Genomic DNA, 17,614 nt, shown 5'->3' on the forward strand with positions numbered 1-17,614 from the left:
CCGACGCTGATCTCACCGTTGGATTGGCGTAGTGTGAGCTACCTTTAACCCGTCTTGAGGCGGTTCACGAAGGTCTTGGTCACGTCTTCCAGCGTTAGCGCGTGGCTGAGCAGGTCCCCCGCGGCGCCGCGGACCTGGCTGGAGAGTTGGCCCGCCTCGTTCGCGACCGACGCGACCTTGACGATGCGGTCGGCCATGTCGTCCGCGCCCGAAGCGGTATGGCGGGCATTGTCTTCCAGGCGCTGCGCGGTGCTGCGCTGTTCGGCAAGCATGGCGCGGATGCTGCTGGCGGCATCGGCGAGTTCCTCGACCACGCGCGACACGTCGTTGAGCGAGCCTTCGGCGACCTGCGCGCCCGCATGGACGCCATCGATCAGCGCGGTGATCTCGGCGGTGGCGCGTGCGGCCTGTCCGGCGAGGCTCTTCACCTCGGTCGCGACGACGGCGAAGCCCTGTCCCGCCTCGCCCGCCCGGGCGGCTTCGATCGTCGCGTTGAGCGCGAGAAGGTTGGTGTGCGAGGCGATCGCCTGTATCCGCCCGGTGAACTCGCCAATGTCGGTCGCCCGCCCCGCCAGCGTGCGCACCGCCTGGTCGCCGGTCGCCGAATTGGTGCGCGCCCGCGCGCTGAGCTCGGCCTGTTGGTCGATCCGCGCGGCGATCCCGGCGATCGAGCGCGACAGTTCGGCGACGCTGCCCGCGACTTCCCGCGCGGCGCGGCTGGCGCCATCGGCGCGCTCGGCTACGGCGGCGCTCTGCCGGCCGCTGTCATTGGCGAGTTCCTGAAGCGCGACCGACGCGGCCTCGAGCTGGGTCGCGGCACCGCCGACTGAGCTGACCACGACATGCACCGAGCTTTCGAATTGTTCCGCCAGCGCGAGCAATTCCTTCGAGCGGGCGGCGGCGGCGATGCGTTCGCCATCCTCGCGCAGCTCACGCTCGGCAGCCGCACGCCGGTCCGCCTCTGCGGCCGATGCCAAAGCGCGCTCCGCTCGGGCCTGCGCCGCGCGCGCCTCGACCATCGCCGATTCGGCATCGCTCGCCGTCGTCTCGCTGGCGATGCGGGCCATGCCTTGCGCGATCAGCAGCAGCTTCAGCCGGCGGGTCATCAGCGCGAGCGCGGCGAATTCGAGGATGACCGCGACGGCGTGCACCATCACCCGGCCGAAATTGCCTGTGCCGGTGAACACCCATTCGGGCGCGAGATAATCCAGCAGCAGGTGGTGGAGCGCGATCAGCCCCGCCGCGAGCAGCATCGGCCGCCAGTCGCACAGCAGCGAGAGGGCCGCGAGCGAGACGAAGAAATACATGTGCATGTCCATCTGCCAGGGATGCCCCTGGAGCGCATAGACGAGCATCGCGGGTACCGCGGCGGCGAGCACGCCCATCACCATCCGGGCGACGAGGTCGTCGCGCGATCGCAGCGCCATATGCACCGGCACGACGTTCAGCAGCAGCGCCATCGCCACCAGCGGCCAGCCGCCGGCAATCAGGCCGAAGGCGACGCCGATCGACAGCTGAACCGCAACGAAGCAGCTGACGATGACGATCAGCCTGATTCCCCGGGCCCGCAATTCGCTGAGTTCGACGATCTTCATGCCCGCGATTCCTGCGCAGCCGCTCCGCCGCAAACCATCGCTGGTGCGGCCATCGGCACGATCCCCCGGCGCAGCAGTGCCGCTCCCAACCGCGTGCGTTCACCCCGCACCACCAGCGATCCAGCGACCGGGCCCTGCCCGATCAGCCGCGCCCCGCTGCGGACGGCGATGCCGGGAAGATCGGCGCGCGCCTGCGCAGTGAGCGGAAGGAGGAGAATCGCGCCGCTGGCGGGAGGTGCGAAAGCGAACGCAGCCAACCCCGCCAGCGCCAGCAAAAGCTGCGCGAAAAGCGGCATCATGTGCGATGGAGACGATGATGTTTCGCGGCTCATGGACCCGCCATCGGACTGACATGGTTAGGATTTTCCTAAAACCGATCCGAAATGGAGGGACGTTAACCGAAAATTCGACCATCGGCTTACGTCACGGCGTGATGCCGATCGCATATTGCCCTGTGCGGCAGCTTCGCCTATATCGCGGCTACTTCTCGACATTGGAAACTTTGCCGGGCTCGGGGGCGGAAGCCTCCGGGGCATGACCTGCTGCGTTTTTGGACTGGAGCATTATGGCGGACATCGCCGCCCTGACGAAGCTGATCGAACCCGAGGCAGAGGCCCTGGGCCTCGCCCTCGTGCGCGTCGCCTTCTTCGGCGGCAAGAGCGATCCGACGCTTCAGGTGATGGCCGAGCGCCCCGACACGCGGCAGCTCGACATCAGCGACTGCGAGGCGCTGTCGCGGCGGATTTCCGACAAATTCGATGAACTCGACCCGATCGAGGAAGCCTATCGGCTCGAAGTCAGCTCGCCGGGAATCGACCGGCCACTGACTCGCGTCCCCGACTGGAAGGACTGGGCGGGGTTCGATGCGCGGGTGAAGCTCGCCGCTCCCCTCGACGGCCGCAAGCAGTTCGACGGGCGGATCGTCTCCAGCGATGGCGACTCGGTCACGCTCGGTGTAAACAAACTCGGTGAGGTGGTGGTCCCGCTGGCGCAGATCGCCGGCGCGAAGCTGATCCTGACCGACGCTCTCATCAAGGCCACTGCCCCGCTCTCGACAGAGGGCGCGGATAAGATTCAACTGGAAGGATAAGTTCGTCATGGCCACCGCCATTTCCGCCAACCGCGCCGAGTTGCTCGCCATCGCCGATGCCGTCGCCCGCGAGAAGCTGATCGACCGCGAGATCGTGATCGAGGCGATGGAGGACGCGATCCAGCGCGCCGCCCGGGCACGCTATGGCGCCGAGAACGACATCCGCGCCAAGATCGACGGCAAGACCGGCGACATGCGGCTGTGGCGCGTCGTCGAGGTGGTCGAGCAGGTCGACGACTATTTCAAGCAGGTCTCGGTGGGCGACGCGCAGAAGCTCCAGAAGGGTGCGGTCGTCGGCGACTACATCGTCGATCCGCTGCCCCCGATCGAGTTCGGCCGCATCGCGGCGCAGGCCGCCAAGCAGGTGATCTTCCAGAAGGTCCGCGATGCCGAGCGCGAGCGCCAATATGACGAGTTCAAGGACCGTGCGGGCGAGATCATCACCGGCGTCGTCAAGCGCGTCGAGTTCGGCCATGTCGTCGTCGATCTGGGCCGCGCCGAGGGCGTCATCCGCCGCGACCAGCAGATCCCGCGCGAAGTCGTCCGCGTCGGGGACCGTGTCCGTTCGCTGATCCTAAACGTCCGCCGCGAGAATCGCGGGCCGCAGATCTTCCTGAGCCGCGCGCACCCCGACTTCATGAAGAAGCTGTTCGCGCAGGAAGTCCCCGAAATCTACGACGGCATCATCGAGATCAAGGCCGCCGCCCGCGACCCGGGCAGCCGCGCCAAGATCGGCGTCATCTCGCATGACGGATCGATCGATCCGGTCGGCGCCTGCGTCGGCATGAAGGGCAGCCGCGTCCAGGCGGTGGTCCAAGAGATGCAGGGCGAGAAGATCGACATCATTCCCTGGTCGCCCGACACCGCGACCTTCGTCGTCAACGCGCTGCAGCCCGCCCAGGTCGCCCGCGTCGTCATCGACGAAGAGGAAGAGCGTATCGAGGTGGTCGTCCCCGACGATCAGCTCAGCCTCGCCATCGGCCGCCGCGGCCAGAATGTCCGTCTCGCCAGCCAGCTCACCGGCAAGGCGATCGACATTCTGACCGAGGCCGACGCCAGCGAGAAGCGCCAGAAGGAATTCCTCCAGAACAGCGAGATGTTCCAGAACGAGCTCGATGTCGACGAGACGCTGGCGCAGCTGCTGGTCGCCGAAGGCTTCGGGGCGCTCGAAGAGGTCGCCTATGTCGAGCTCGACGAGCTCGCCTCGATCGAGGGCTTCGACGAGGAACTGGGCGCCGAGCTGCAGAGCCGCGCGCAGGAAGCGCTGGAGCGCCGCGAACAGGCCGCCCGCGAGGAGCGCCGTGGCCTGGGCGTCGAGGACGCGCTGGCCGAACTGCCCTATCTGACCGAAGCGATGCTGGTCACCCTCGGCAAGGCGGGCATCAAGACGCTCGACGACCTCGCCGACCTCGCCACCGACGAGCTGATCCAGAAGAAGCGCGCCGAGCAGCGCCGCCGCCCGAACAGCGACCGTCCGGACCGCCCCGAGCGCGCCGAGCGCGAGGAGAACAAGGCCGGCGTGCTGGGCGAATATGGCCTGAGCGAGGAGCAGGGCAACGAGATCATCATGGCCGCCCGCGCCCACTGGTTCACCGACGAGGCCTGATCCCGATGCCGTTCATCGACATCCGTATCGCGGGCACCGCCACGCGCGAACAGAAGGCCGCCATCGTCGCCGATGTGACGCGGTCGATGGGCGTGCATCTCGGCAAGCCCGCGGCGGCGGTGCAGGTGAACATCACCGAGCTGTCGCTCGAAAATTACGGTGCGGGGGGAATCCTGATCGCGGATCGCCCCGCACCCGCCACGCAGGAGGTCGCTCCCGCGAATGGCACACGATGAGAACCGCGCGCCGATAGCACCGGACATGGACGGGGGGGAGCGCCCTCCCCGGCCGCAGAAGCACGTCCCCGAACGCAAATGCATCCTGTCTGCCGAACATGGCGCACGGGATGACCTGATCCGCCTCGCGCTGGGGCCGGACGGCACGGTGTTGCCCGACCTGCGTGCCAAGGCGGGCGGACGCGGCGCCTGGATCGGGGTCGATCGCGCCGCGCTGGAACAGGCGATCGCCAAGGGCAAGCTCAAGGGCGCGCTTGCCCGCGCCTTCAAGAGCGGCGAATTCAGCATTCCCGCCGACTTGCCCGACCGCATCGAGGACGGCTTGCGCCGCGCTGCGCTCGACCGGCTGGGGCTGGAGGCGCGCGCGGGCGCACTGCTCACCGGATCGGACAAGATCGCCGAGGCGGCGCGGCGCGGGCAGTTGCATCTGCTGCTCCACGCCGCCGACGCCGCCGAGGACGGCAACCGCAAGCTCGATCAGGCGCTGCGCGTCGGCAGCGATGCGGAGGGAAGCGACCTGCGCGGGGTGGTAATCCCGGCGGAGCGCACCATATTGTCGATGGCGCTAGGGCGGGACAATGTGGTACATATCGGTCTGACCGTGCCGGCTTCCGCCGTGCGCGTCGCTGACGCTTTGGGCCGCTGGTGCGGCTTCATAGGACGTTCGGAAAGCGCTTCAGCCTTGCGGAGTCGATCCGCAGGGTCCATCGGCGCTACAAATTTGTGATGTGAAGGGTTCGGTTACCAGATGAGTGACAACGACAAGCCGAAACTGGGAATGCGCGCGCCACTGGGCCTGAAGCGTACGGTCGAGACCGGCCAGGTGAAGCAGAGCTTCAGCCATGGCCGCTCGAACACCGTCGTGGTCGAGGTCAAGCGGCGTCGCGTGCTCGGACGGCCCGGCGAAGCCGAACCCCATGTCGAGGAAGCCGCCCCTGCCGCTGCCGCGCCTGCGCCCGCACCGGTGAAGGCCGCGCCCGCCCCTGCGCCGGTGGCGCCGCGGCCCGCACCGACGCCGGCCCCTGCCGCCCGGCCGATGACGCCGCTCGAGCGCCGCGAGCAGCAGGAACGCCTGCTGCGCGAGGCCGAGGAAGCGCGCATGGCCGCGCTCGAAGAGACCCGCCGCCGCGAAGAGCGCGCCAAGGCCGAGGCCAGCGAGGAGGAGAAGCGCCGCGCCGAAGAGAAGCGCCGCGCCGAGGAGGAGGCCGAACGCACCGCCGTTGCCCCCGCCAGCCAGCCCGCCCCCCAGTCAGCCGCCACCCCGGCGGCCGAGACCCCGGCGGATGCTGCGCCGGCGCCCGAGGCACGCAGCGACGGTCCGCCGCCTCCGCGCCGCTTCACCCCGGTTCCGAGCCCCAAGCGCCCCGAACCGAGCCGTCCGCAGCAGCGCGACCGCAAGGGCGACGACCGCCGCCAGTCGGGCAAGCTGACCGTCACCCGTGCGCTCGACGACGACAGCGGCGCCCGCGCCCGCTCGCTCGCGGCACTGAAGCGCTCGCGCGAGAAGGATCGCCGCGCCCATCAGTCGGGCTCGGTCCAGCAGAAGCAGGTCCGCGATGTCGCGGTGCCCGAGACGATCACCGTCGCCGAACTGGCCAACCGCATGGCCGAGCGCGGCGCGGACCTGGTCAAGGCGCTGTTCAAGATGGGCATGCCCGTCACCGTCAACCAGGCGATCGACCAGGATACCGCCGAGCTGCTCGTCACCGAGTTCGGCCACAACATCAAGCGCGTCTCCGACAGCGACGTCGACCTGGTGACGACGCATGACGTCGACGCCGACGACACGCTGCAGCCGCGTCCGCCGGTCGTCACGATCATGGGGCATGTCGACCACGGCAAGACCAGCCTGCTCGACGCGTTGCGCGGCACCGACGTCGCCGCGGGCGAAGCTGGTGGCATCACCCAGCATATCGGCGCCTATCAGGTGCAGGTGAAGAGCGGCGCCAAGGTCACCTTCCTCGACACGCCGGGCCACGAAGCGTTCAGCGACATGCGCGCGCGCGGCGCGAACATCACCGACATCGTCGTGATCGTGGTGGCGGGCGACGACGGCCTGCGCCCGCAGACGATCGAGGCGATCAGCCATACCCGCGCGGCGGGTGTCCCGATGATCATCGCGATCAACAAGATGGACAAGCCCGGCTCCAACGCCCAGCGCGTCCGCGAGGCGCTGCTCCAGCACGACGTCCAGGTCGAAAGCATGGGCGGCGACGTGCAGGAGGTTGAGGTCTCGGCGCTCAAGAAGACCGGTCTCGACGAGCTGATCGAGAAGATCGAGCTGCAGGCTGAACTGCTCGAGCTCAAGGCCAATCCGGATCGCGCCGCCGAAGGCACCGTGGTCGAAGCCACGCTCGACAAGGGCCGCGGCGCGGTCGCGACCGTGCTGGTCAACCGTGGCACGCTCAGGGTCGGCGACATCTTCGTCGTCGGCGCGGAGAGCGGCAAGGTCCGCGCGCTGGTCGACGACAAGGGCCGCAACGTCAAGGAAGCGGGTCCGTCGCTGCCGGTCGAGGTGCTCGGCCTGTCGGGCGTGCCCAGCGCGGGCGACCAGCTGTCGGTCGTAGAGAATGAGGCGCGCGCCCGCGAGGTCGCCGCCTATCGCGCCGGCGTGATCCAGCAGAAACGGACCACCGCGACTCCGGCCAGCCTCGAATCGATGTTCTCGGCACTGCGCGAGAAGCAGGCGCAGCAATATCCGGTGGTGGTCAAGGCCGATGCCCAGGGCTCGGTCGAGGCGATCGTCGGCTCGCTCAACAAGATCTCGACCGATCTCATCCAGGTGCGCATCCTGCACTCGGGCGTCGGCGGCATCACCGAGAGCGACGTCAGCCTGGCCGCCGCGTCGAAGGCGCCGATCATCGGCTTCAACGTCCGCGCCAACGCCAAGGCGCGCGAGATCGCCACGCGGGACGGGGTCGCGCTCAAATATTATGACGTGATCTACGACCTGCTCGACGAGATCCGCGCCGCGATGGCGGGCCAGCTCGGTCCGGAATATCTGGAGCATGTCGTCGGCCGCGCCGAAATCCGCGAGGTCTTCTCGGCGGGCAAGCATGGCAAGGCCGCCGGTCTGCTCGTGGTCGAAGGCTATATTCGTCAGAAGCTGCGTGCCCGCATCCTGCGCGACGACGTCATCATCTATAATGGCTCGATCTCGTCGCTGCGCCGCTTCAAGGACGACGTCCCCGAGGTCCGCGCGGGCCTCGAATGCGGCATCACGCTCGAATCCACGACCGACATCAAACCCGGCGACATCGTCGAGACGTTCGAGGTCGAAGAGCGCGAACGCACGCTGTAAGGACAGGGCGTCATCCCGGCCTGTGCTGGGATGACGCGCCCTTTTGAGAGGCTGCGTCATGCGCCGTAACGAGACCCCCGAAGGCAAGTCGGTCCGCCTGCTCCGCGTCGGCGAGCAGGTACGCCATGCGCTGTCGGATATCTTGATGCGCGGCGACGTGCATGACGATACGCTCGCCAGCCATATGGTCTCGGTGACCGAAGTGCGCATGTCGCCCGATCTGAAGCACGCCACCGTGTTCGTGAAGCCGCTGCTCGGTTCCAACGAGGAAGCGGTGATCAAGGCGCTGCGCACCAACACCGCCTATCTGCAGAGCGAGGTGGCGCGGCGGGTGAACACCAAATATGCCGCGAAGCTGAAATTCCTGGCCGACGAGAGCTTCGACGAGGGCAGCCATATCGACAAGCTGCTGCGCCAGCCTGGCGTTGCCCGCGATCTGGGCGGAGATGAAGGCTAAAGCCTGTTCTCTCAAACCCGCCCATCCTGAGTAAGGGCTGAGCAAAGGCGAAGACCGCATCGAAGGACGGCTCCTTCGAGATGCCACTTCGACAAGCTCGGTGGCTCCTCAGGATGAACGGTCTTCGGCATTTTTTAGGCCTTAACCGGATATCGCCGCGCCACGGCATTATGCTCCGCGGCGTGGAGCAGTTCTTCAAGATCGGCAACATCGACATCGAGCAGGTCGGGATAATCCCCGATCGCCTTAATCAGGTCCTCGCGCGAGAAGTCGGCGGTGCTGACCGGCTCGGCGAGCGGCCTGGCAACATGCGGATAGCTGTGCCCCGAGAAGCGGTGAAAGCCCCAGGCCATGGCGAGCAGCAACACCGTGCCGATCCCGACCGGGGCCAGCACGAAGCCATAGCCCATCGCATGGATCGCGGGCCCGCCCACGACCGCGGTGAGCGCGACGGCGCCGCCCGGCGGGTGGAGGCAGCCGGCGAGCGCCATGGCGACGATGGCACCGCCGACCGCGAGCCCGGCGGCGAACATCGGATCGGCCCCGAGCCGCGCCACCGAGACGCCTACGACCGCCGAGACGATGTTGCCGCCCAGCACCGACCAGGGCTGCGCCATGGGGCTGGCGGGCACCGCGAACAGCAGCACCGCCGCCGCGCCGATCGGCGCGATCAGCAACGGCATATGCGCGCCGGCATCGACGAGGCTGCGGACCAGCAAGCCGGTCGCGGCGATGCCGATCAGCGCGCCCAGCCCCGATATCAGGCGGCCGCGCACCGCCTTGTCGGCAGGGACGGCGATCATCATCGCGTGGTAGCGCGACCAGCGGAAGCGGACGCGCGGCGTATCGTCGGATATGATCTTCATCGCGAGCGGCTATCGCCGATGCGATGATCGGCCGCCAGAAAGATGTGATTGTCCGCCGCCAATATTGTAGCGTCCGAATCGCGTCATGGTGGGGGTGGCTTTGATCGTATCGTGCACTTTGTCGGCCACGCGCCGCTCGCTAGGGTAGGCGGCGATGGCGAAGCTCTATTTCTATTATGCGGCGATGAACGCGGGCAAATCGACCACCCTGCTCCAGGCCGATTTCAACTATCGCGAGCGGGGCATGCGCACCTTGTTGTTCACCGCCGCATTCGACGACCGTTTCGAGCCGGGCAAGATCACCTCGCGCATCGGCCTCGCCAGCCATGCCAACGCGATCGATACCGAGACCGACCTGTTCGAGGAAGTCGGCATCGAGCAGGCCGAAGCGCCGATCGACTGCGTGCTGGTCGACGAGGCGCAATGGCTGACGCGCGCGCAGGTGTTCCAGCTGGCGGCGGTGTGCGACGAGCTCGACATTCCGGTGCTGGCTTACGGCCTGCGCACCGACTTCCGCGCCCAGCTCTTTCCCGGCAGCGAAGCGCTGCTGGCGATCGCCGACAATCTGATCGAACTGAAGGCGGTCTGCGCCTGCGGCCGCAAGGCGACGATGAATCTGCGCGTCGATGCGGAAGGCTTCGCGGTCAAGGAAGGCGCGCAGATCGAGGTGGGCGGCAACGAACGCTATGTCGCGCTCTGCCGCCGTCATTATGCGGAGCAGATGGGCTGGAAACACGGCGCGCATAGCTGAGCGCCGTTATCGTCAGGACGAGCTCTGGACCCCGGGCAGGCGAAGCCGCGCGACCGTGCGCTGGCCGCCGCTCAGGATGAAGCTGCCGCGCAGTTGCCTGGCGAGCATCTGGGCAAGACGCAGGCCGAGGCTGTCGGTCATGGCGAGGTCGAAGCCGGGCGGCAGGCCCGCGCCGTCGTCGCTGACGTCGATATCGAGCGAACCGTCCTTGCGCTGCCACACCTCGATCAGGATCTCACCCTTGTCGCGATCGGCGAGGCCATGCTCGATCGCGTTGGTGACCGCTTCGGCGATGATCAGCGCCATCGGCACCGCAGCCTCGGGAGCGAGGCCGATATCCTCGGGCGCCTCGACGCGATAGTCCACGCCCGTCTTGCCGCTGGCATCGATGAGATCGCCTCCCAGTTCCGTAAGAAAAGCGGCGAGATGCAATTGCTCGCCATGCGGGCTGTACAGTTGGCGATGGATCCGGCCGATCAGCGCCAGACGCCGCGCCGCGTCGTCGAGCGCGAGCCGGGCGGCCTGGTCGGTGACGCCCCGCATCTGGAGCGCCAGAAGGCCGCCGATCACCTGCAGGTTGTTCGACACGCGATGCTGAAGTTCGCGGAACAGCAATTCGCCACGTTCGGCGAGGCGTTCGCTGCGGCCGCGTTCCTCGGCGAGGCGGCGGGTGGTGCGCTGCATCCAGTCGACCAGCAATATGTCTATGATGACGACGACGGCATAGAAGCCGAGCGCGAACATGATTCCGCCCGACATCTTGAGCGCGAAGAAAGGCGGGATGAAGCAATACCAGGCGACCAGTCCGCATAGCATCGCCGCCATCGTCCCCGGACGAGGGCCGAACAGGAATGTCGACAGGATGACCGCGGGAAAGAAGCAGACGAAGGGGAAGCCCGACGGAAGCACCGGCGCCGCCAGCAGCCGGACGACGAAAGCGATCCCGCAAATGAGAAGCGTGCAGCCATAGGCCAGCAACGGCCGGTCCCGGCCGAGCGGAACCCGCTCCAGCAGTTGCGCCCAACGGCTCGTCACATTGTCCCCCAACCGGTTGCGGCTATTTAACCGTTTCGGCCAGAAAGCGGCAATATGCGTAGAAATACCATCAACAGACGGAGTTAAGGCCGCCGTGACAACCGGCGTCCGCGCAGGAAGATTTCGGCACGATAGGCGCTTAGCACGCCGGCCGCGAAGGCGATGAAAATGCCGCTCACCAACATTGCGCCGAGATGCCAGCGGGCGTCGCTCAGTTCGACAAGATAGAGGAGTACCCAGCGTATCGCGATCAGCACGCCGATGAAGAGCAATGCAGCGGGCGAACTGCGCTGGTTGAGGCGGCCCGTTTCGGAATCGACGCTGATCTCCACCAGACGACCGCGCTGCCAGCCGACCGCGCTGCCCGCGATCAGCCCCAGTCCGATCCACAGCCATCCGAGACCCGATGGCGGGAAGGCGGTGAAGATCGTGGCGGCGAGCATGAGGAAGATCGCGGGAACGATCCACAAGGTGCCGAGGCGCAGCCGCTGGGTCCGGCCGAACTGGCGGATACGGATCGCGATCGCCAGTGCGAAGCAGGCGCCGGCAAAGGCGTAATAGGGCCAGTCATGTTGCTGCATGTGGCGAGCCTTAGGCGGCGGACGGATAAAACGAAATGCCACGCGGGAGGAGTTGCGGCCGATCCCGCATCTCCCTTTTCGTCACCCCGGGCCTGACCCGGGGTCCCGCTGTTTCCTCACCCAAGCCACACAGCCGAAGAAAAGGGGAATGAAGCGGGACCCCGGGTCGGGCCCGGGGTGACGGTGTGTGAGAAACGGGTGAACAAAAAAAGGAGAGCATCGCTGCCCCCCTTCTTTCTTGTCCGGGACTGAAAGGATCAGTCGTCGTCGCGGGTCAGGAAGGCCGGCGCGAAATCGGGCGCGGGGCCGTCATCATTGCCACCTTCCGAACGCTCGCGGCGCGGGCCGCGATCGCCCCGATCACCGCGCCCTTCGCCGCGGGGACCACGATCGCCGCCGTCACGGCGCGGGCCGCGATCGCCGTCACGGCGCGGGCCACGGCCGCGATCGCCACGATCGCCGCGCGGTCCACGGTCGCCGCCTTCGCGCGGTTCACGCGGCGGGCGGGTGTCGGGCAGTTCCTCGCCGGTCTCCTGATCGACGACGCGCATCGACAGGCGGACCTTGCCGCGCTGGTCGATCTCGAGCACCTTGACCTTGACCTCCTGGCCTTCGGTCAGGGCATCGGCGACCTTCTCGACGCGCTCGTTCTTGATCTCCGAGACGTGGACGAGACCGTCCTTGCCGCCCATGAAGTTCACGAAGGCGCCGAAATCGACCAGGTTGACGACCTTGCCGACATAGACCTTGCCGACTTCCGGTTCGGCGACGATGCCGATGATCCAGTTCTTCGCGGCTTCGATCTGCGCGGGGTCGGACGACGAGATCTTGACGGTGCCGTCATCGTCGATGTCGACCTTCGCACCGGTGGTGGCGACGATCTCACGGATGATCTTGCCGCCAGTGCCGATGATGTCGCGGATCTTGTCCTTCGGAACCGACATGGATTCGATGCGCGGCGCGTGCGCCGAGAGCTCGGTCCGGGTCGAATCGAGGGCCTTGGCCATCTCGCCGAGGATGTGCGCACGGCCTTCCTTGGCCTGGTGCAGCGCGGTCGTGAAGATCTCCTCGGTGATGCCGGCGATCTTGATGTCCATCTGCATCGTGGTGATGCCTTCGGACGTGCCCGCCACCTTGAAGTCCATGTCGCCAAGATGATCCTCGTCGCCGAGGATGTCGCTGATCACCGCGAAATCCTTGCCTTCGAGGATCAGGCCCATGGCGATGCCCGAGACCGGACGCTTGATCGGCACGCCGGCGTCCATCATCGCGAGGCTGCCGCCGCACACCGTCGCCATCGACGACGAACCGTTCGACTCGGTGATGTCCGAGGTCAGACGGATGGTGTAGGGGAACTCTTCCTTGCTCGGCAGCACCGCGTGCAGCGCGCGCCATGCCAGCTTGCCATGGCCGACTTCGCGGCGGCCCGGCGCGCCGAAGCGGCCGACTTCACCGACCGAATAGGGCGGGAAGTTGTAGTGCAGCATGAAATGCTCGTAGCGCAGGCCGGTGAGGCCATCGATCATCTGCTCGCTTTCCTTGGTGCCCAAGGTGCAGGTCGAGATGCTCTGCGTCTCGCCGCGGGTGAACAGCGCCGAACCGTGCGCGCGCGGCAGGAAATGCGCCTCGGCGACGATCGGACGGACCGTCTTCGTGTCGCGGCCGTCGATGCGGCGGCCATCCTTGAGGATCGCGGTGCGGACGATTTCGGCCTCGAGCTTCTTGACGAGCTTGCTGGCGGCCATCTGGTCCTGCGGGGCGGCGTCGGCGAACGCCGCCTTCGCCTTGGCGCGGGCTTCGTTCAGCGCGCCCGAGCGGGCCGACTTGTCGGTCAGCTTGTAGGCAGCCTCGATATCCTTGCCGATCAGCTTCTTGAGCTTGGTCTTGGCGGCGGACAGGTCGGCCTGCGGGGCCATTTCCCACGGATCCTTGGCGGCCTTCTCGGCGAGCTTGATGATCGCCTTGATGACGTCCTTGCACGCCTTGTGCGCGAAGAGGACGGCGCCAAGCATGACCTCTTCCGACAGCTCCTTGGCTTCGGATTCGACCATCATCACCGCGTCATGGGTGGCGGCGACGACGAGGTCGAGCTCGCCTTCGGCAACCTGGCCGTCGGTCGGGTTCAGCTGATATTCGCCATCCTTGTAGCCGACGCGGGCAGCGCCGATCGGGCCCATGAAGGGGACGCCCGAGATGGTTAGCGCGGCCGATGCGGCGATCATCGCCAGGATGTCGGGCTCGTTCTCGCCGTCATAGCTCAGCACCTGAGCGATGACGTTGATCTCGTTGTAGAAGCCTTCGGGGAAGAGCGGGCGGATCGGGCGGTCGATCAGGCGGGAGACCAGCGTCTCCTTCTCGGTCGCGCCACGCTCACGCTTGAAGAAGCCGCCGGGAATGCGGCCCGACGAAAAATACTTCTCCTGATAATGGACGGTCAGCGGGAAGAAGTCCTGCCCTTCCTTGACGCTGCGCGCCGCCGTGACGGCGCAGAGGACGACGGTCTCACCGAGGGTCGCGAGCACCGCGCCGTCGGCCTGACGGGCAACGCGGCCCGTTTCCAGCGTGAGGGTCTGGCCGCCCCACTGGACTTCTACTTTCTTCGTATCGAACATCTGTGTTCCTTGTCTCCGGACGCCCTATGCGGCCGGGGCCTATGCGGATGGCGGGCTCCGTGCCCTTCACCATCGCGTGGGGCAGGCCGTCTTTCGGCCTGCCGTGACGGGATCTTGTGCCCGCCGTCCTGCCCGATGCCGGATTGCATCTGGCCGGAAAGTGCGAACGGCCCCGTTTTGGCGGGGCCGTTCAGAAACTTGGCTTACTTGCGCAGGCCGAGCTTTGCGATGAGTGCGGTGTAGCGCTCCGCGTCCTTCTTCTTGAGATAGTCGAGAAGGCTGCGGCGCTTGTTGACCAGCATCAGCAGACCACGGCGCGAGTGATTGTCCTTCGCATGGGTCTTGAAGTGCTCGGTCAGGTTGGTGATGCGCTCGGTGAGGATCGCGACCTGGACCTCGGGGCTGCCGGTGTCGCCGCTGGCGCGGGCGTTGTCGGCAATGATCGCGCTCTTGCGCTCTGCGGTAACGGTCATTCGTCTTCCTTCGACATCAGGTTAAAGCCCCGCACCACCCAGACCTCGCGGTTGTCAGCCTCGACCAGCGCAACGGGGGTTTCGCCCTCCATCGCAAGGTTCAGGCCGGCGGATGCGGCGATCCCGGTCAGCCTGCGTCCCTGGCGGAGCGCCCGTGCCTGATCGGGGGTGACGGAGAGAGCCGGGATGTCGTCCAGCCCCGCCGTCAACGGCAATAGCGCCGTTTCAAGCCGCCGGGCCTTAGCGAGTTCCTCCAGTTTGTCCAGCGAAATCGCGGCATCGAGGGTGAAGGGACCGGCCTTGGTGCGGCGGAGCATCGTCACATGGCCGACGCTGCCTAGCGCCCGGGCGATGTCGCGGGCGAGACTCCTTATATATGTGCCCTTCGACACCGAACAGGACAGCGTGATCTCGGCCAGTTCATCGCCCTCGCCGATCGGCAGCCCCTCGACGATGTCGAGCCGGTGCACCGTCACCGCCCGCGTCTTCATCTCAAAATCCTCGCCGGCGCGGGCACGGTCATAGGCGCGCTCGCCGTCGATCTTCAGCGCGGAATAAGCGGGGGGCACCTGATCGATCGGGCCGGTGAAGTCCGCCAGCACCGCACCGGTCGCGGCACGGGTCGGACGAATGTCCGAGGTCGCCACCGCCTTGCCCTCGGCATCGAGCGTGTCGGTCTGCACGCCGAAGCCGATGGTGAAATCATAGGCCTTGTCGGCATCGAGCATCCGCCCGCTGAGCTTGGTCGCTTCGCCCAGCGCGACCGGCAGCACCCCCGACGCCAGCGGATCGAGCGTTCCGCCATGGCCGACCTTGTACTTGCCGTAACCACCGGTGCGCAGCGCGCGCTTGACCGCCGAGACGATCTGGGTCGAGCCCGGGCCGACTGGTTTGTCGATGATGATCCAACCATGCATGGCGCGGGGCTGTAGCCGCCGCCGCCCGGTCGTGTCGAGCGGCAGCCAATCTTAGGAGATCAGACCTCCAGCTCCAGGCTGTCGTAGGAGCAGACGATCTCGAGCGGGGTGCGATCCTTGCGGTTGAGCGCTTCGTAGCGGACCGTCTCGGCAAAGAGGTTGTCGATGTCGGCGTCGCTGCTGGTCGGTTCATGGTGGAACAGCACCAGCTTCTTCGCGCCCGCGCCATGGCAGAGGTTTACCGCCATGACGTTGCTCGAATGGCCCCAATCGGCCTTCAGCGTGATGCTCTCGGCCAGCGAATACATCGTGTCGCAGATGACGACGTCCGCCTGGTGGAAGAAGCTCTCGAACGCCTCCTTGTCGGCGACATCCTCCATGCGGTGCTCGGCGTCGGTCGAAAAGACCAGCGTCTTGCCGCCCTTGCGAAATTTCCAGGCATAGGAGACGTGGCTGTGATCCTGCGGCATCAGCTCCACATCGATGCCGTCGACATGATGGGTCTCGCCGGGCTTCAGCACCTTGAACTCGATCTTCGCGCGCAGCCAGTCGAACGCGACCGGGAAGCTGATCTCCTCCTGCTGGCGGCGCAGCGCCGCTTCGCAGTCGGCATGGCCCGAATGGATCACGATATGCGCATTGGGATCGAAGGCCGGCCCGAAGAAGGGGAAGCCCATGATATGGTCCCAGTGCAGATGGGACATGAAGAAATTATAGGTGCGCGAGCGGCCCTGCTGCGCGATCCGGCGGAAGGCATCGTTGCCCAGCTCGCGCAGGCCTGATCCCATGTCGAGGATGAAAAAGCTGTCGTCGGCGCCTTCGAGCTCGAGGCAGGTGGTGGCGCCGCCATAGCTATGGCCCTCGCCAAAGCTGAGTTCCTGATTAACGAAGGCGCGGGCCGCCGCATCGTCCGCGAAGCTGCGGCCCGATGCGCGAAGCAGCGCGTTGACAAGCTTGTCCTCGATGGCGCGCGCGCGGGGAGCGACCGGCAAGGATCCCCTCGTTCCCCAGAAACGCACCAGCATCCAGTCCAGCCCCCTCAGCCGCCGTCGGTGTCAAGATCGTCGACAATGTCGAAGATCAGCTGATAGCGGCTGATCTCCAGCACCTCGCGGATGGCCGGATTGGGCCGCGCCAGGACGATCTTCACGTCACGGGTGATCGCTTCCTTGCGGGCGATCGTCAACGCCATCAATGCGCCCGCCGAGATATGCTCAACGCCGGACAGATCGACGATATAATCGCCCGGTCCCGCCGCGGCGGCCGAAACGCCTTCGCGCAGATGGCCCAGAAAGGCGTCGCGCGCGTCATCGTCAATGTCGCCCGCCGGCCGCCCCACCGGTCCTCGCGTCGAAGAAGACGCCGCCCATATCATCGAAGCCCTCCCCCGCTCCGTCCCGTAACGAGCTTAGGGCGTCTCCCTGCCCTCTGCAACGGGACTAATTACTGGCCTGTCAGCAGCTTCCTTAGCGGAGGCGCTATGCCTTTGACGATTACGGAAACCCCCTTTGCATTGGGATGGATCGCATCGCCGATGTGCAACGAGCGGTCGCCGACGATGCCGTCGAGGAAGAAGGGATAGAGGGTCGCGCGATATTTTGCGGCGAGCCGGGCATAGATCGGATTGAACCGCCGGGCATAGTCCGGCCCGAGATTGGGCGCGGCGACCATGCCCGCCAGCAACACCTTGATCCGGCGCTTCGAAAGTTCGGCGAGGATCGCGTCGAGGTTCGCCTCCGCCCGTCCCGGATCGAGCCCGCGCAGCATGTCGTTCGCGCCGAGCTCGACGATGACGACGTCGGGCTTCTGCTTGAGCGAGGCAAGCACCCAGGCGAGCCGCGCCTTGCCCTGCGCGGTGGTATCGCCAGAGACGCCGGCATTGTGCACCCGCGCGGCTATCCCGGCCTTGCGCAGTGCGGCCTCCAGCTGCGGGACGAAGCCCTGGCCGGGCGGCAGGCGATAGCCCGCGGTCAGGCTGTCACCGAAGGCGAGGACGAGCTTGTCGGCGGCCTGGGCAGCGGCGGGAAGGACGAGGAGGGCGAAAAAGGCGAAGGCGGTGCGGAGAAGGGTCATGGTCCGGATATTGGCACGGCT

At 66.7% G+C, this 17,614-nt stretch carries 18 protein-coding genes; 7 read left to right on the plus strand and 11 right to left on the minus strand.

Annotation, left to right across the window (positions count from 1 at the left end; all coding sequences use genetic code 11):
* Positions 1-44 precede the first annotated feature (44 nt).
* Both ASE00_RS13305 and ASE00_RS13310 read right to left on the minus strand, forming a co-directional pair.
* Positions 45-1,595 carry a methyl-accepting chemotaxis protein gene (locus ASE00_RS13305; protein WP_056380972.1) on the minus strand — a complete coding sequence of 517 codons (1,551 nt, stop codon included), beginning with the start codon at positions 1,593-1,595 and terminating at the stop codon, positions 45-47.
* Complete coding sequence (locus ASE00_RS13310) at positions 1,592-1,894, minus strand: hypothetical protein (protein WP_056380974.1); 303 nt, start codon at positions 1,892-1,894, stop codon at positions 1,592-1,594. The genes ASE00_RS13305 and ASE00_RS13310 overlap by 4 nt, the downstream gene beginning before the upstream one ends.
* A gap of 266 nt (positions 1,895-2,160) precedes the next feature.
* On the opposite strand from ASE00_RS13310, the gene rimP reads away from it, so the two are divergent.
* The 6 genes from rimP to rbfA are packed head-to-tail and all read left to right on the plus strand — an operon-like array spanning position 2,161 to position 8,285.
* Positions 2,161-2,685: a ribosome maturation protein RimP gene (gene rimP / locus ASE00_RS13315; protein ID WP_056380976.1), complete on the plus strand. Its 525-nt coding sequence runs from the start codon at positions 2,161-2,163 to the stop codon at positions 2,683-2,685.
* A gap of 7 nt (positions 2,686-2,692) precedes the next feature.
* Positions 2,693-4,291 carry a transcription termination factor NusA gene (gene nusA / locus ASE00_RS13320; RefSeq protein ID WP_056380978.1) on the plus strand — a complete coding sequence of 533 codons (1,599 nt, stop codon included), beginning with the start codon at positions 2,693-2,695 and terminating at the stop codon, positions 4,289-4,291.
* Between the two features lie 5 nt (positions 4,292-4,296).
* Positions 4,297-4,527, plus strand: coding sequence for a tautomerase family protein (locus ASE00_RS13325; RefSeq protein ID WP_056380981.1), 231 nt, complete (start codon positions 4,297-4,299; stop codon positions 4,525-4,527).
* Positions 4,514-5,254: a DUF448 domain-containing protein gene (locus tag ASE00_RS13330; RefSeq protein ID WP_082594672.1), complete on the plus strand. Its 741-nt coding sequence runs from the start codon at positions 4,514-4,516 to the stop codon at positions 5,252-5,254. The genes ASE00_RS13325 and ASE00_RS13330 overlap by 14 nt, the downstream gene beginning before the upstream one ends.
* A gap of 21 nt (positions 5,255-5,275) precedes the next feature.
* Positions 5,276-7,828 (plus strand): translation initiation factor IF-2, encoded by a 2,553-nt coding sequence (infB, locus tag ASE00_RS13335; RefSeq protein ID WP_056380985.1) that lies wholly within the window; start codon positions 5,276-5,278, stop codon positions 7,826-7,828.
* A gap of 58 nt (positions 7,829-7,886) precedes the next feature.
* Complete coding sequence (gene rbfA / locus ASE00_RS13340) at positions 7,887-8,285, plus strand: 30S ribosome-binding factor RbfA (RefSeq protein ID WP_056380986.1); 399 nt, start codon at positions 7,887-7,889, stop codon at positions 8,283-8,285.
* A 134-nt stretch (positions 8,286-8,419) separates the two neighbouring features.
* Here the strand turns inward: rbfA and ASE00_RS13345 are convergent, their stop codons facing one another.
* Positions 8,420-9,151, minus strand: a complete 732-nt coding sequence (locus ASE00_RS13345) for an HPP family protein (protein WP_235538662.1) — start codon at positions 9,149-9,151, stop codon at positions 8,420-8,422.
* Between the two features lie 154 nt (positions 9,152-9,305).
* Here ASE00_RS13345 and ASE00_RS13350 point away from each other — a divergent pair, with 154 nt between their 5' ends.
* A complete protein-coding gene (locus ASE00_RS13350; RefSeq protein ID WP_056380988.1) occupies positions 9,306-9,902 on the plus strand; it encodes a thymidine kinase in 597 nt (198 codons plus the stop codon).
* A 12-nt stretch (positions 9,903-9,914) separates the two neighbouring features.
* Here ASE00_RS13350 and ASE00_RS13355 read toward each other — a convergent pair whose 3' ends face one another.
* The 8 genes from ASE00_RS13355 to ASE00_RS13390 form a co-directional block, all read right to left on the minus strand.
* Positions 9,915-10,937 carry a sensor histidine kinase gene (locus tag ASE00_RS13355; protein ID WP_056381674.1) on the minus strand — a complete coding sequence of 341 codons (1,023 nt, stop codon included), beginning with the start codon at positions 10,935-10,937 and terminating at the stop codon, positions 9,915-9,917.
* An 83-nt stretch (positions 10,938-11,020) separates the two neighbouring features.
* Positions 11,021-11,518, minus strand: coding sequence for a CcdC protein domain-containing protein (locus ASE00_RS13360; protein WP_056380990.1), 498 nt, complete (start codon positions 11,516-11,518; stop codon positions 11,021-11,023).
* Between the two features lie 257 nt (positions 11,519-11,775).
* Positions 11,776-14,130 carry a polyribonucleotide nucleotidyltransferase gene (gene pnp, locus ASE00_RS13365; protein ID WP_056380992.1) on the minus strand — a complete coding sequence of 785 codons (2,355 nt, stop codon included), beginning with the start codon at positions 14,128-14,130 and terminating at the stop codon, positions 11,776-11,778.
* Between the two features lie 203 nt (positions 14,131-14,333).
* Positions 14,334-14,603 (minus strand): 30S ribosomal protein S15, encoded by a 270-nt coding sequence (gene rpsO / locus ASE00_RS13370; RefSeq protein WP_056380993.1) that lies wholly within the window; start codon positions 14,601-14,603, stop codon positions 14,334-14,336.
* Positions 14,600-15,520, minus strand: coding sequence for a tRNA pseudouridine(55) synthase TruB (gene truB / locus ASE00_RS13375; RefSeq protein ID WP_056380994.1), 921 nt, complete (start codon positions 15,518-15,520; stop codon positions 14,600-14,602). Before truB ends, rpsO begins: the two co-directional genes overlap by 4 nt.
* Positions 15,521-15,579: 59 nt before the next feature.
* Positions 15,580-16,545 (minus strand): MBL fold metallo-hydrolase, encoded by a 966-nt coding sequence (locus ASE00_RS13380; RefSeq protein WP_056380996.1) that lies wholly within the window; start codon positions 16,543-16,545, stop codon positions 15,580-15,582.
* Between the two features lie 14 nt (positions 16,546-16,559).
* Positions 16,560-16,895 (minus strand): STAS domain-containing protein, encoded by a 336-nt coding sequence (locus tag ASE00_RS13385; protein WP_056380998.1) that lies wholly within the window; start codon positions 16,893-16,895, stop codon positions 16,560-16,562.
* Positions 16,896-16,963: 68 nt separating this feature from the next.
* The gene (locus tag ASE00_RS13390; RefSeq protein ID WP_056381676.1) at positions 16,964-17,593 is read right to left on the minus strand and encodes an arylesterase; all 630 of its coding nucleotides are present in this window, start codon (positions 17,591-17,593) and stop codon (positions 16,964-16,966) included.
* Positions 17,594-17,614: the final 21 nt, after the last annotated feature.

Origin of the sequence: Sphingomonas sp. Root710 (assembly GCF_001429065.1) — a bacterium.
Lineage (GTDB): Bacteria > Pseudomonadota > Alphaproteobacteria > Sphingomonadales > Sphingomonadaceae > Rhizorhabdus.